This window comes from Microcoleus sp. CZ3-B2, assembly GCF_036705055.1.
Taxonomy (GTDB): Bacteria; Cyanobacteriota; Cyanobacteriia; order Cyanobacteriales; family Microcoleaceae; genus Microcoleus.
Genome location: NZ_JAUBTN010000008.1, coordinates 37,815 through 53,023, shown reverse-complemented (window position 1 = coordinate 53,023; position 15,209 = coordinate 37,815). Strand labels below are relative to the sequence as shown.

Below are 15,209 nucleotides of genomic sequence, written 5' to 3'. Positions count from 1 at the left end.
GCGAAGGAAGAGGGAAGAATCTAACTAAGAGGGCTCGCACGCACGATCCACCGCCCGTACCTACTGACTACTGACTACTGACTACTGACTACTGACTACTGACTACTGACTATCCTTTGACTGCTCCGGCTGTTAAACCTTGAACGATGCGCCGCTGGAACACCAAAACTAGCAACACCAAGGGTAAGGTTCCCAAAACGGTGGCTGCTGCGATCGGGCCGTAAGGAATTTCAAAGACTGACACCCCGCTGAGTTGAGCGGTAGCAACGGGAATTGTTTTCATAGATTCGCGAGTTATAAATGTCAAAGCAAATATAAACTCGTTCCAAGCTGAAATAAATGTCAAAATTCCGGTTGTAACTAAGGCGGGAAATGTCATCGGTAGCACGATTTGCCACAGCATTTGAAAAGTGTTGTATCCGTCAACTTTTGCCGCATCTTCTAAATCTTTTGGCAGTTGTTGAAAGAAACTCCGCATTACCAAAATTGTCAAGGGCAAGTTGATAGCTGTGTAAGGAATAATTAAGGCTAAATAATTATTTCCTAAACTCAAAGCTTTGACTATTTCTAACAAACCCAAGAATAGCAGCACCGCCGGAAATAGCGTCACAATCGTTACAATTGCCAAAATGATTCTCTCGCCCCACAGTCGCAACCGAGCCAAAGCGTAAGCTGCGGGCGCGCCTACGGCTAAACATAGCAATGTGGAAGTAATGGAAACAAAAGTGCTATTTAAAATGTAAAGTGCAAAGGGGCGGCGTTGGAACAAGGAGATGTAATGCTCGAAGGTGATTTGTTTGGGTATGTAGACGTTGGGAATTGCTGAAATATCTGCATTTACTTTGAAAGATGTCAGTACCTGCCAGATGATGGGTGCGAGGAAATATGTGGCGATCAATATCGCTGAGATTGGCAAGATTAGTTGCCGGATGTTAAAGGTTTTTTTGTTAGATTGTTTGCGGGCGATCGACATAATTTTTTGTACCAATGAAAGGAAATTGCTACTGTTGGTTATCTAAAATCCAAAATCCCAAATATAAATCGTCTTAGTTTCCTCCGGCTGCATTGATGCGGGCTCTCGATAACAGATAAGCGGCGATCGCCACTGCTGCAACCAAGAGCAAAAAAGTACACACCACCAAAGCTGCCCCGTACCCAAAGTCTAAATACCTCATTACCGTGCTGTAAATGTAGATAGAAACCGTCTCCGTTGCCCCCGCCGGTCCCCCTCCCGTCATCACCTGAATCAAGTCAAAAATGCCGAAAGCTTGGGCAAATCGAAACAGCACAGCAATCACAATTTGGGGCATCAGCAGCGGCAAGGTAATTTGACGGAAACTCTGCCAACTACTCGCGCCGTCAATGGCGTGGGCTTCATACAAATCACCGGAAATCGATTGCAATCCCGCTAACAAAAGCAGGCTGACAAATGGCGTAGTTTTCCACACATCTGCTGTAATCACTGCCATCATTGCCAAAGTCGGATCTCCCAACCAGCTAATACTATTTTTGATCAATCCCAAGCGGATCAAAATATCATTAATTACGCCGTATTGGTCGTTAAAAATCCACGCCCAAGCTACACCCATCAATGCAGTCGGCAGCGCCCAAGGCAGTAAGGAAATTGTCCGCACGATCGCGCGCCCTCTGAAAGATTGATTTAAGACTAAGGCAATGCCCATGCCGATAATTAATTCCAGCACAACAGAGGCGAGTGTAAATATTGCGGTATTGCTTAAAGTTTGCCAGAAACGCCCGTCGCCTAACATTCGACTGTAGTTAGCCAAACCGGAAAAAACCAGTTTTAATTCAGTACCGAGGTTTTGGGTGAATACACTCAGCCAAAAAGCGCGCAATATTGGGTAAGCAAATACTAGCAGCAGAATTATCAATGCTGGTGCTACTAATATCCATCCTGTTTTTTGTTCGCGCTGTCGCATTTTGTCTAATTGCATATTTGATATCAAATCCGTAAGTATCGGAATAGTAAATTTACTGTTAATTGTTGGCTGTTAATTGTTGGCTGTTAATTGTTGACTGTTGACTGTTGACTGTTGACTTTTAACATCATGTATGAGTGCTACCAGAATTGATATGAATCTCTAATTTCTTCCTCATTTCCCAGTTCATGGTTCTTCCAGTCTGCAGAGGCGGACATTGTTTGTATAGCCCCGAATTCCATTCGGCGGGTTCCATTCGGCGGGTTCCATTCTGGTTGTATTCGGCGAATTCTCTTCGGCGAATTCCCTTCGGTAGGTTCCTTGTTTTACGAAGCTTTCGATTGTTTCAAACTGCTTAATAAATTGCGAGTTTCGCTAGCTGCTGCTTTCATTGCTTCTTCTGCAGTCATTCTTCCGGTAAAAGCTGAACTCAAATAGCGCTGCAAAATATCAGAAGCTTGAGCGTATTGTGCTATGGGCGGGCGCAAAACTGGCTGTTCTACTACTTTTAGCAGTTGCGGGTAGTGAGGATATTTGGCGACTATTTCTTTGTTAGTAAATAGGGATTTGTAGCTAGGAATTAAACCAGTTTCTAAAATAAATTTACGCTGGGTTGCTTCGCTTGTAAGGTATTTAATTGCTTTCCACGCTTGTTCTGGATGTTTTGAGGTTTTGGCAATTCCCCAGCCCCAGCCGCCCAAGCAGGAACCGCCTGTTTTACCCGTACTGCTGAGCATTGGCTCGATCGCAATTTTGCCTCTCACCTTGGATCCCTCGGCATTTGCTAGCTTCCAAACATAGGGCCAATTTCGCAAAAACAGCGCTTTGCCGTTTTGAAACAACAGCCGGGTTTCTTCTTCGCCGTAGGTAGTGACACCGGGTGGAGAAATGCCAGAGGCGATCGTATTTTTGAGAAATTCTACTGCTTGAATTGCCTCCGGTTTGTCTAACCCAACTTCAAAAGTTTGAGGGTTAGCCCAGAAGCCGCCGAAACCGGAGAGCACTTCGACAAACATCGCAGATACTCCTTCGTATTGTTTACCTTGCCACAAATAACCCCAAGTTGCTTTTCCCTGTTTTTGCAAGTTTTGAGAGATTTTTGCCATCTCTTCAAAGGTTTTCGGCGCTGGAATTCCCGCTTGTTCTAAAATGTCTTTGCGGTAGTAAAGCATTCCGGCATCGGAAGCGTGGGGAATTCGGTAAAGTTTGCCTCGATATCGGCCGCCTTCGACGTTACCTTGAATGAACTTTGATAGTTGTTTGGGGGGAATTCTGTCTGTCAAATCCATCACCCAACCTGCGGCGGCAAATTTGGGAACCCAAACAATATCCATGTTGATGATATCGTAGGGCGAGTCGCCTAACAAAAAGGCAGATGTGTAAAGATTTTCTACGAGGTTTGTGTCAAAGGGCCCTTCTATGAGGTTGATGCGAATGTCGCGGTTTTTCTGTTCAAATTCTTTGACAAAGGGTTTCCAGTTAGCAATGTCTTGGCCTTGCATTAACATGGTGAGGGTTACGGGCTGCTTACTCAGTGCGGGCAGAATAAATAACAGCAAGATGGCGGCTAATGTGACGGCGCTTAAGGCGAAAAGACGGGGATGCTTCTGCCTTCGCTGGGGTGTAAAATTTATTTTTTGCATTTGCTTGGGAGAAGTTCCTGTGCGATCGCCTTATTTCTCTCTTAACTCGCTTTCTGATGTTTCACGGGATTGGGCGAGTTTGTGTAATAAAAATTTAAGTAAACTTTAGCTTACTTAATAATCGTTGAGTGAAGAGTGCTAATTTGGATTGGACGAGTGCGATCGCGAGTTAAGTAAGCATCTATCTACAGGCAGATATTGAGAGTATTGTCAAATATCGTTTCCGCTGGCATTTGGCATTGACATGATTGAGTCGTTTGGCCGGTTCGTGATATCAATTCCGGTTGCACTCCTCATGACTGTTGACTGTTGACTGTTGACTGTTGACTGTTGACTGTTAGCTGTTAACTGTTAGCTGTTAGTTGTTATTTGTTAGTTGTTATTGGGAATTGAGAATGGGAAATTGGGAATTCGTAACGAATAACGAATAACGAATAACCAATAACGAATAACGAATAACCAATAACCAATAACCAATAACGAATAACGAATAACGAATAACCAATAACCAATAACGAATAACGAATAACGAATAACGAATAACCAATAACCGATAACGAATAACGAATAACCAATAACCAATAACCGATAACCAATAACCAATAACCAATAACAAAAAACACCGCTCCTCAAAACAGGAGAACGGTGCATAGGGGGTGTTATGGGTTGTTGTCTGGGATTAACCCTAACAAATCGCGATCGGCTGCGGCGAGACCTTGTGATGGTTGAAAAATTGGCACAAACCTGCGCGCCTGTCCGCGTCGCGATCGACCTTTAGTGTTAGCCCAACCATTCCACAACAGCATCTTGCTTGGTATTGGTGTGCCGTTCTGGGGTTTCGCGGTTGAATGTCATGTGGATGGCGCGGTTTTGTTCGCCGTCTGCTGCTACTGCAAAAATCGGATAGTCGATTAAGCCGTCTTGGAAAGACATCTGGAAGCGGAAAGTGCCGTCAGCATTGAGTTTGATCGGCTGTCCGCCTACGTAAACTGTAGCGTCGGGTTCGGTGGCACCGTAGACGATCAGTTCTGCGTCAGCAACTAACCAGAACTGGCGGGGGCGCATCGGGGCGGCGAAGCCAACTCCCGACATACCGACACCGGACATCCCCATACCCGACATGGTGAGCCCGGACATACCGACACCGGACATGGTGCGTCCCGACATACCGACACCGGACATACCGACACCGGACATGGTGAGCCCGGACATACCGGCACCGGACATACCCGCACCGGACATGGTGAGCCCGGACATGGCGGGGGCTGCCCACATTCCGACACCGGAGGGGAACACGTAGGAACTCAAAGCTTGTTCGTGGATGCCTGCTTGCTGAACCGAACCGGCGACGTGCGGCATGGAACCGAACATGGAACCAGCTACGCGCATCGATTCTGCCGATTCTGCCATGCCGAAGATTTCTTGGTAGATGCCGTTACGGGTGTTGTTGAAACTGTTACCGTTGCTTGCTTGTGCGATTTTTTTGGCAGGCGGAACCAGTTCGGCGAAGGTTTTACCGGACAAGTCTTCTTCCCAGTCGAGGGTGATGAATTGGTCTTCTATCCAGTCGCTGGGATAGATTGGGGGAACGCGGACTTCGGCCGATCGCGCCAACACCAACCAACGGCCGTCTGCACAGCGGTAGCCGATGTCGATCGCATAATCGCGATCGCTAACGGGGATCGGTACGTACCATTCCCGCGCCAGTTCGTCGCAGGGATATTCTTGAATGCTGTGCGGGCTTTGGATTTCGAGGTTAACATCTGTCACGTCGTAGATCCGCAGGGCGAGTTGCTGTCCGCCTTGGCGGCGCAATTCTTGTTTGCGATCGTTGGAGATATCCCAGTAGGTGTAAGCCCATTCTGGATCGCGCGGCATCAACACCACCCGACTTTCGCCGTAGCCGTTGGGTAAATCTGCTAAACCTTCATCGACAGACGACAAGGAACCGCCTGTTCTATCTTCTTGACCAAGTTCAAACTTTGCTGCTTCCACTGCTTCTTGTGCCTCTAGTTTGCGAGATGGACTGTATGAAAATTTGTTGCGCTGAATTTCTTGAATTGATGCCAGGAGTTGCGATTTCCGCATCCGGCTGTAGCGAGACACTCCACATTCGCTAGCGACTCTGCGGAGTTGTCGCAAAGTCATCTCTTCTAATGGTGGGCGTTCTTTTGCCATGAGTTTTTTCTCCTCTAATTTGCGATTGCGGGTTAGATTTTTTGTTTCAACACTTGAATAATGTGTTGATTTTTTGAGTTAGAAACTCTTTATAAGTACAAATTTTATCGAGCTTCCTAATCTCTCCAACCTTTGAAGCCTTGCTTGTGTTTAGCTTGTCTTGTCCCAAATTGCGATCGGGATTTGTGACTTTTTGGCTTCCGCGCGCACCGTCCGGTCTAAATAAAGCTTTATCTGTCGATTCTTGATTGACAAGATCGATTTTGCGAGGGCGATCGGTGCTGCTAGCAACGCTGTGCTGCCAGCACACGCGCTATTTGACTCCCATAGCTGCTTAATTGAAGCATTTCTTTGGGATCGCTTTGTCATGACTCAATGTTGCAGACAATTCGCGATCGGGTCAAGGGGTCTTTTGCCTCAATCATGGGTACTTATACGCATTTTCGTGATTTCGGGGATCAATATGTCAGGAAATCTTGATATTCACAGCCTGACAGGGATCTTTGTCCTTGAATTGTCAGAATTCCCTGACATAAATTCGATGTGAGATTGAGTCTGCAGGGGCGGTACTATGGATAAAGCAGATTGAATACAAAATTTCCTGGGTAAGCTGTTGGGCTTACCGTGCTGCAAGTTTCGCTTGCGGGCGATCGCAATTACAAACCAACAGTTTTGGACGCAAAAATCGTTTGACGCGCTACCCATACAGATAAGGTGCGCGCATCGCGCCGTACAAATAGAAGTTCTGCGTAAATCTTGTAAAATCTCAAATCTCAAATCCCAAATCTCAAATCCCATGCCCCTAACGCTTTACAACAGCTTGACCCGCCGCGAATCACCTTTCGATCCCCTCGAACCCTCAAAGGTGCGGATGTACTGTTGCGGCGTTACGGTGTACGATTACTGCCACGTCGGCCACGCCCGCGCCTACATTGTGTGGGATATGGTGCGCCGATATCTGATGTGGCGGGGATACGATGTCCGCTACGTTCAGAATTTTACAGATATTGATGACAAAATTCTCAACAGAGCGCGAGAAACAAATTCCACAATGGAAGCCGTAGCCGAACGCTTCATCGACGAATATTTTGCCGACATGGACAAGCTAAATATTCTCAGGGCTGATGAATATCCCCGCGCCACACACTCAATGGACGGCATAAAACGGCTGATTCACGAGTTAGAAAACAAAGGCTTTGCCTATGCTTCCAGCGGCGACGTTTACTACAGCGTTAAAAAGTTTTCCGATTACGGAAAGCTTTCCGGTCGCAAGTTGGAAGAAATGGAAGCCGGGGCTAGCGGTAGATTGGAAACCGCAGAAATAGAAGGTCAAAAAAAGCAAGATTCATCAGATTTTGCCCTGTGGAAAAGCGCTAAACCGGGAGAACCTTTTTGGGAGTCATCTTGGGGAAAAGGTCGCCCCGGATGGCACATCGAATGTTCGGCGATGGTGCGCGATTGTTTTGGCGAAACTATTGATATTCACTGCGGCGGTTCCGATTTAATTTTTCCGCACCACGAAAACGAAATTGCTCAATCTGAAGCTGCGACTGGTAAGTCTCTGGCTAATTATTGGATGCACAATGCTTTTGTGACTGTCAATGGCAAAAAGATGTCGAAATCTTTGCACAATTTTATTACAATTCGCGATTTGTTGGAGGGGAACTGGTCGGGTGATTTGGAATCTGACCCCCCCCAGCCCCCCCTTGGTAAGGGGGGGAGTAAGAGTGATAAGTCAAAAGCGGTGGAACCGATGGCGGTGAGGCTGTTTGTGTTGATGGCGCAGTACCGCAGTCAAATTGATTTTACTGAAGAGGCGATCGCATCTGCTAGAAATGGCTGGAATACGATCAACGAAGGCTTGCTTTTTGGGCTCCGATATGCCGATAAACTGAGTTGGGATGTTGAGAAAACCGGACAAGATACCAATGCTGTGCAGCAGTTTCAAGCCGCGATGGATAATGATTTCAATACTCCGGCTGCTTTGGCTGTTTTGTTTGAATTAGCTAAGGAATTGGGTAAGGAAAGCAATATTTTGGTGCATCAAGGCAAAACTGAAACTTCGCCGGAATTGTTGCAGCTTCATTGGCTGACTTTGGTAAGTTTGGCGGGGGTTTTGGGGTTGGAAGTTCAGCCGGAAGCTGACAGCGATGATGCGGTTGGCGGTTTGAGTGATGGGGAGATTGAGGCGATGATTCAGCGGCGGAAGGATGCGCGAATAGCTAGGGATTTCGCTGAGGGCGATCGCCTTCGCAATGAACTTAAGGATAATGGCATTACTTTGATTGACCAAAAGGATGGTACAACTATTTGGCACCGGGGTTAAAAAACTGGTTTGTAGTGAGTAATTCATTCCTCTGGGACGGACTGAATTCCTCACTACGAAGGAATGAATTTTTATTGATTTAACTTATTTGTAAATTCGGCAACCGCGCCGACAAATTCTGGGGTGGATTCGTAGGGTAAAACGTTGCGCCCCGGCATTAATAAACCCTCTGCGTTGGGAAAGTTAGCCAAATATTGCGCTAGTCTTTCCTCTGGTTTTTCTTCTTTACCCGATTGACTAATGCTTGAGGCTGTTTCTCCCATGATAACGAGTACGGGGCGATCGCACTTTTGAATCGTACTGCTGTAATCCTTGCGCCAAAACCCCGCCAAAAACGAGAAAACTGCGTGGCGGCTGTCAGGATTTGCCGCCCCAGCCTGCAAAGCCTCCAACCATTCCCTGTCAACTTTTGCCGCATCGCCAAACAGTTGTTTTGCAGAAAAAGATCGCAAGAATTCAGCGCGTCTGGCGTAGCGGTAAAAAGCGTTTCCCAAGGGAGAATCTAACAAATTCCAGACGATTCTTTGCTGTCTCTCTGTCGAATGTTTGTTCATCACCGCCCAAGCTGGAGGCCCGGCGAGGATTAATCCGCCAATTAAATTTGAGCCGCTTTCCTGCTGGATTTTGGCTAATTCCAAGGCTACACACAGTAAAGCACCTTGCACGAGTACGATCGCAGGTTTTTTTACTACAGTCTCCAAGAAAAACTGCAACTGGGCCGCCCAATCGTCAGGATAGCAAGCCACAGCAGGCATTTCGCAATCTCCGCACCCCAAAAGATCGGGGTTATAAATCGGATTTGTGTTGCCCGATTTGTACCAATCTTCGCAAAATCTCTGCCAAAATACTCTTGACAATCCAACTCCTATGGGATGAATCAATAACAAAGGGATGCTATTTGTGGCCGCAGTATTTGGGTTGTAAACATCGTAAGCACAGCGATAATTTTGCCATTCGTAAAATAGCGTTGGTGATTTTATAGACGAAGTGGTTGACAAATCTTGATTTGAAGGTGGTGATTGCATATAAGTTTTTTAATTTTTTATGTACTATGCTAGGACAATGCGAGTTTGACCTTGGACATTTGGTTGGGAGTGGGCAATACGAATCTCTACATTGCTGCCGAGTGCGTTGATAAAACGAAATAGGCGTTCTGTAGAGAAGTCGGATAATTTGCCGCGCATCAATGCTGATATCTGGGGGTGAGAGATTTCTAAAATCTTTGCTGCTTCAATCTGAGTTACTTGTTCCGAGATTAACTCACTGATTTGATGAGCTAGTTCTGCCTTAATCAATAGTTCATCAGGATTCGGGAGCCCTAAGTCCGCAAAAACATTCCCACTGCTTGAATGCACTTTCATTGTCTTATTTATAATTTATATCGTATAGTTTATTATAACATCAAGGGTAACAGATTCGGCCACAATATAATTACTCAATCATGTCAGAACAGCGGATTACAATTTCTATACCTAACTTGCTGCTAATTGTAGCATCGTCCTTGCTGCTAGTGCTGCTGTGGCAATTGCGGAGCCTGCTAGTAATTCTGATGATATCAGTCGTGCTGGCCGCATCGATCGTCCCGATCGTCAATTGGGCCGAAACCATGCGCCTTCCCCGCTGGCTGGCGGTGATTCTGGTTTATTTAACTCTGATCGGCGGATTTAGCGGGGCGGTAGTGTTAATCGGCCCGACAATTATCGAGCAAATCCAGTTACTGGTGCGACTGCTACCAGTTTACGTTAAAAGTCTGGAAACCTTAGCCACTAATCTATTGAGTCGCCTCACCGACGATGCCCCGGCGCTGGTGGGTCAGTTGGTGGACACTCAATCGCTGACGAATTGGCTGATTCGATCTAGCCAACAACTAATTTTGCGATCGTACAGTTTAACTAGAGGCATTTTAGGAGGTGTTTTCAGCTTAATTTTAGCATTATTTATTTCAGGTTACATGGTTGCCGATAGCAACACATTAATTAAAAGCTTAGTGCAGTTTTTCCCCAAACCTTGGGATGAAAAATTAGCCGCCCAAGCAACGCCCATCGGTCAAAGAATGGGGAGTTATATTCGCGGGCGAGTGTTAGTTTCGGGGATTTTAGGGATATTTATTACCACAGGTTTGAGCGTTTTAGGAATGCCGGAATTTGCTTTAGGCTTGGGTGCGATCGCAGGTGTTACCAACCTGATTCCCTTCATCGGCCCAGTATTGGGAGCAGTCCCCGCATTAATTGTAGCCTTAGCTAAAGGTGGCTGGCTGGTTTTGTGGGTATTGCTGTTATTTGTAATTATCCAAAACTTGGAAACTTACGTGCTCGATCCTTTGCTGGTTGGTTCCTCGGTTGGCGTGCATCCATTGTATCAATTGCTGTCTGTTTTGGGAGGCGTGCAAGTATTGGGAATTATCGGCGCAATAATTGTGCCGCCTTGGTTTGCGGGAGTGGCGGCTTTGGTGGAAAACTTGTATTTAAAACCGAAGCTTAGAGGCGAACATCGAGAGGCAATAAATCAGGCTAAACATAATTCTGATTTACCGCCTATAACACCTTTGACGTGACAGCAGGTTATGGCTCGATCGCGGAACATACTCGTAAGGTGCGTTGCCTCAAAAAATCTTAATGAAATATCAAAAAGCTCACATATCCGCACCTTATAGAATTCACGATTGCAAGTCTTCTTACCCAAAAATTGCGCTTATTTCCTCAAGGATTGTCCGGTGCGTCGCTAGGGAAGTGTTTGTCAAATTCAGGAATTTTTGATAGCGACGCACCCTACCACTTAAATCTGCGGTTGAACTATCAATCAAATACTGATAAATCAGTGTAGTAAGCTGTTGCTCATATAGATTGTGTATGGCGATTGAGGGGGAGAGGGGGAGAAGGGGAGAGGGGGAGAAGGGGAGAGGATTTGACAATTTTTGAGTGTCATCAAAATATACAATTTAAATGGACAACAGCTTATCTGTAAGTTGCTGACTAAGGACTAAGGACTAAGGACTAATGACTGATGACTAAGGACTAATGACTAAGGACTAATTGCCACTTCAATGCGGCGGTTGCGCTGCCGGTTGATATCAGAACTATTATCTACCAAAGGGCGACTTTCCCCGTAGCCGATCGCCACCCAATGATAATTGCGATCGATCGCGCCAGACAAATACTGCACCACAGCCTGAGCCCGCGCCAACGACACATTGCGATTTTCCACCACTTCCCCCCCGTCGTCAGTGTGGCCGGCAACCCGCACGGTTGCACCCTGGTAAGTGCCTAAATCCGCCACCAAATTGTCCAAAATCGCACTCGTGCCCGCGCGCAAAGAAATACTGCCAGTGTCAAACAAAACATCGCTGGGTAGAGTTACCATCAGCCCATCCCTTCCAAACACCGAATTATTCACAGTTTCAGGGTTCAGACTCTGGCTGCTGCTTGCGGGTAAAACAGGAGTAGGGCCCGCCGCCGATTCCGGCCCAGCCAATTCCCGCGACATCAACTGCAACCGCTTTTCCAAAGTTTCCGTGGGGCGGCTGCTACCCAACTGACTCTCCAAAGCCGCCGTGCGCCCAATCAGCGCGTTGAGCTCGCCCTGCAACTGTCTCAAATCTACCTGTAATTTCTCTCTCAAGGCAGGATTGATTTTTGACTGGGGACTGGGTGTAGCGGTTGGTGCCGGAAGCGCCGGAATTGGCCTTGCTGGTGCGCGTTGCGGGCTGGGGGTCAAATTTTGAGTTAGGCGCAGCAATCTCTCGGCGATCGGCATCTGGACGCTGTTAGAAGGGTAAATTTGGGCGATCGTCATCCCCAAAACCCAGGCAAAACCGCTACCTACCCCCAGCAGCAGCAGTCGAAAAATCAGCGACAGCAAAAACAAACCTTTTCCCCGCGACTTGGAAACGCGAGTCGGGGGGATTGAAGGTTTTTGGTTAAAAGATCGCGTCATATTGCCTCCCTCTCGGTGCAGGTACCAGGTTAATTTCGATACTATCTTACCTATCAGATTTGAGATTTTCCATTTTTAGATTTGAGATTTGACGAAAATTATACTATCCCAAAAAGAAACCCGGTTCCTCCAAACTTGGGGTTTAGCGGCGCAGCATCCTTGCGAAAAACCCGGTTTCTACTTCCCGGCACCGATGGGAAATTGTATATTTTAGATGGGAAGACAAATCTAACACCTAAAACAGAAACCCGGTTTCTCCTAATTTGGGGTTTAGCGGCGCAGCATCCTTGCGAGAAACCGGGTTTCTAGTACCCCGGCGCGTAAGCCTGAATCTGTTGGATAATGCTGTATAACTTTTGGAAAAAAACCGATGACTGACCCTTTAAATAGCGCCTATCCGATTCCTTGGGAATGGATTAACGCCACTCATGCCAAACTGAGCTCTACTGGCGGCACCAGCCTCCGCTACTATCGCAGCCCTTCCCTAGTTTCAACTAACGGCCAATACGCGGCTTACAGTCGAATTGAGTTGCAAGTACAGCCGGAATTAGCCCAGTGTAGGGTTAGCAGCGTTATGTTTGTGGAAAATCTCAAAACCGGGGAATTGCAAACAGTGGCGGCTGCTTCGCCGCTGGCGGAAAGCGGAATGTATGCTAGCGATGACACAGATATGTCCGGGACGATCGCCATTTTAGTACCTGTTGCTTGGAATCAAGAGGGTTCCCGCCTTCTGGCCCGCGAATTTGAAGCGCTGTTCAACTCTTCCGATATGTCCGACTACGCGGTCATTTGGGATAAAAATGATAATTACACTTATACTGTTGCTCCCGCTCGCAGTCTTTACACTCATGCTGTACTGTTGGGTTGGAGTCAAGTTTGCCCCGGACAAGTTCTGTTCCGCGCCGGTCATTTGGGCGATCGACATTGGCCTCTTTGTGCAGTAGATATGACCGGTCAAACAGTAGCTGTCAGCGAAGACAAACCCCTAGTTTTCGGCACTCAAGCCAGCGCCGACTGGATCGAACCTAAAACTCGTTTTTAGATACTATGGCAGCATCTTCTTCGATCTGGCCCACAATTATTTTACTTTCCGGTCAATTTTTAGACCAATTCATTTTGACTCTGGGGCTGATAGCCTTAGCTGTCGTTTTTGGTTTAACCGCTTTTATTTTTATTCGGGTTTTCCTCAATTGGTTCCAGGCGAAATTGGCAAAAAACCGCCATTTCAATCTACCGCTGTTCCCAAAAAAGGCTGAAAAATCAACCGCTAACATTGCAGATCCTGAAAAAGTTTTTTTAGAACCCGTGTTCGTAAAAAATGACAGAAATTTTGTGATTTCCGTAGCAGAAAACGATATCTTAGAAGCGATTGAACCGGAAATAATTTGCAAAAATTCAGCAGCCGTCGCCCGTCTGTACAAGCCAGTCGCTCTTTGGCAAGGGCGCTTAATTTTGCCCTCTCACGAACAGCGCCAGCCCAACGATACAGTGTTTTTTGAAGTGATAAATGCACCCAAAAAATATCAAAAATTTATTGGCAAAACAGCATTTTTGAAGTGGATCGCCAACCGCCAAGTTCAGTTTTTTGTCCACGCAGTCACTCAAGATATTAACTTCACAAAACAAACGAAAAAAAGTCAAAAATCTGGTAACATCCATCCAGATAGGTTGAACGGCTGGCGAAATGTCGGCCCTTTGGAAACTTTGGCGGGTAGCAGACTCGAAGACAGCGTGACTGTGATGCTGCGGAGGCCGGTGATTGCGATCGACCACAGCAGCGGCCAGCAGGAACTAATTATCGATCGCGAACCAGTACAAATTATCGGCCGTTTGTGCGCCTTAGTTTCAATTTTACAGCGCCAAGAACCCGACAACAACAAATTTATTGTCCGGCATTTCAACAAAACATCCCAACAATTTGACGGCGCAGCCGAAATCATTCGGATTCCGCAAGTACAGCCCGACAAAAATGGCATAGCGAGGTCTACCAATCATCTGATCGAACAATCGCCATTGAATCCCGATGGCTGGTACATTTACGGCGAAAGAGACGAAGACAGTATTTTTGTAGTCCAAGCAATTGAACCGCGCAAAATTGCTCAGTTAATACCAGATGAAACATATTTTGGACTGAACAAATCTCTCGCTTATTTAAAAGACGAAAACTGGTCAAATACAGCGGCTCAAAAAGGACAAGCAAAAAGAGTATTGTTAATGCCAAATGAGGCAGCCGAAAACACTTTAGTCTCCCCTTGGGAAGAAGGAGATATCGGCATCGTGATTCACAGCTTTGGCGGTATTGGCGGCAAAAAAGGCGAATCTGTACCGCTGGGAATTGTCACCGGACATTTTGCTTTCGGAATCGCAAAAGTAGTGCGCGATGGATTTACCAACGAACTGCGTTTTGACATAGAATACAAACAAGTATACGCCCACAATCCCGATGGAATTGTCGCCGGTTCTAGTAAGTGGCAAAGTTACATGGGAGACTTGCAGCGCGGCTGGTTGGGCGATCGCCCGGTTTGCGATATCATTTGTAAATTAGACTGCGTGTGTTACGACTACGATTTTGACGGCATCATTTTGTCGCCTTTAACCGAATTAAACCAGCAACTAGATATCATGATGGCGCGCTACCGCAGCGGAGACGGCACCGGCGCAACTTTAGTCACGCCAGCAACTTCTTGCGTCCAAGATTCCAGTCAAGCAATTTACGCTACTATTAAAAAAATTACTGGCGAAGTCGAGTCAAATCCTCAAATTCAAGACTGGCTAAAAACAAATCCTACCCACGCACAAACCGAAAGATTTCATCAGTTAGTAGTTTTGGGAGAGAGTTTAGAAAAAGTATTAATTCCCCTCGGTATTGTCCGTCTAGATTGGCGCAAAAATACGAGATTGGTAGGGATTGATTCGGAACAGAAAAAAAGCTTTTTTTCTGGCATCACGAACCTGCTAAAAGCTGTTATTAGTTACCGAACAATGCTTCCCAGACGCACTCAAGATGAAATCGCCAAAATTCTCTTAAAACAAGGATCGTTTTTGTGGATAATTCGCACCAATCAAGTCGGGGGATTCGATCGAGATATTGAGCCCGTAGCGCCTACAGGATTTTGAGTCAGCAATCGGTTTGTAGATGATTCGGCGATTGAAATCGCTACTAGAAAACCAAGTCTGCCTCCGCAGACT

13 protein-coding genes are annotated in these 15,209 nt (G+C 46.4%); 4 read left to right on the top strand and 9 right to left on the bottom strand.

What is annotated here, in order from left to right; genetic code table 11:
- Nucleotides 1-109: 109 nt before the first annotated feature.
- The 6 genes from QUA97_RS05315 to QUA97_RS05290 form a co-directional block, all read right to left on the bottom strand.
- Complete coding sequence (locus QUA97_RS05315; RefSeq protein WP_333193794.1) at nt 110-973, bottom strand: carbohydrate ABC transporter permease; 864 nt, start codon at nt 971-973, stop codon at nt 110-112.
- Between the two features lie 73 nt (nt 974-1,046).
- Nucleotides 1,047-1,955, bottom strand: coding sequence for a carbohydrate ABC transporter permease (locus QUA97_RS05310; protein WP_333193677.1), 909 nt, complete (start codon nt 1,953-1,955; stop codon nt 1,047-1,049).
- Nucleotides 1,956-2,266: 311 nt separating this feature from the next.
- Nucleotides 2,267-3,583: an ABC transporter substrate-binding protein gene (locus QUA97_RS05305; RefSeq protein WP_333193674.1), complete on the bottom strand. Its 1,317-nt coding sequence runs from the start codon at nt 3,581-3,583 to the stop codon at nt 2,267-2,269.
- 659 nt (nt 3,584-4,242) lie between these two features.
- On the bottom strand, nt 4,243-4,389 hold the full coding sequence (locus QUA97_RS05300; RefSeq protein WP_194066705.1) for a hypothetical protein: 147 nt from the start codon (nt 4,387-4,389) through the stop codon (nt 4,243-4,245).
- Entirely contained in the window at nt 4,364-5,761 is a 1,398-nt protein-coding gene (locus QUA97_RS05295) for a DUF4912 domain-containing protein (protein WP_333193672.1), read from the bottom strand. Before QUA97_RS05295 ends, QUA97_RS05300 begins: the two co-directional genes overlap by 26 nt.
- Nucleotides 5,762-5,911: 150 nt before the next feature.
- Nucleotides 5,912-6,130 (bottom strand): hypothetical protein, encoded by a 219-nt coding sequence (locus tag QUA97_RS05290; RefSeq protein ID WP_194066707.1) that lies wholly within the window; start codon nt 6,128-6,130, stop codon nt 5,912-5,914.
- Nucleotides 6,131-6,557: 427 nt separating this feature from the next.
- Between QUA97_RS05290 and cysS the strand changes: the two genes are divergently transcribed.
- Nucleotides 6,558-8,087: a cysteine--tRNA ligase gene (gene cysS / locus QUA97_RS05285; RefSeq protein WP_333193669.1), complete on the top strand. Its 1,530-nt coding sequence runs from the start codon at nt 6,558-6,560 to the stop codon at nt 8,085-8,087.
- A gap of 71 nt (nt 8,088-8,158) precedes the next feature.
- Here cysS and QUA97_RS05280 read toward each other — a convergent pair whose 3' ends face one another.
- Entirely contained in the window at nt 8,159-9,112 is a 954-nt protein-coding gene (locus QUA97_RS05280) for an alpha/beta fold hydrolase (protein WP_194071255.1), read from the bottom strand.
- 24 nt (nt 9,113-9,136) lie between these two features.
- Nucleotides 9,137-9,448: a helix-turn-helix domain-containing protein gene (locus QUA97_RS05275; protein WP_228042329.1), complete on the bottom strand. Its 312-nt coding sequence runs from the start codon at nt 9,446-9,448 to the stop codon at nt 9,137-9,139.
- 80 nt (nt 9,449-9,528) lie between these two features.
- On the opposite strand from QUA97_RS05275, the gene QUA97_RS05270 reads away from it, so the two are divergent.
- A complete protein-coding gene (locus QUA97_RS05270; protein ID WP_194071256.1) occupies nt 9,529-10,641 on the top strand; it encodes an AI-2E family transporter in 1,113 nt (370 codons plus the stop codon).
- Between the two features lie 467 nt (nt 10,642-11,108).
- On the opposite strand, the gene QUA97_RS05265 is transcribed toward QUA97_RS05270, so the two are convergent.
- Nucleotides 11,109-12,020, bottom strand: a complete 912-nt coding sequence (locus QUA97_RS05265) for an OmpA family protein (protein ID WP_333193661.1) — start codon at nt 12,018-12,020, stop codon at nt 11,109-11,111.
- 370 nt (nt 12,021-12,390) lie between these two features.
- Between QUA97_RS05265 and QUA97_RS05260 the strand changes: the two genes are divergently transcribed.
- Complete coding sequence (locus tag QUA97_RS05260; protein WP_194070402.1) at nt 12,391-13,062, top strand: hypothetical protein; 672 nt, start codon at nt 12,391-12,393, stop codon at nt 13,060-13,062.
- Between the two features lie 5 nt (nt 13,063-13,067).
- Entirely contained in the window at nt 13,068-15,137 is a 2,070-nt protein-coding gene (locus QUA97_RS05255; protein WP_194070401.1) for an abortive infection protein, read from the top strand.
- Nucleotides 15,138-15,209 lie beyond the last annotated feature (72 nt).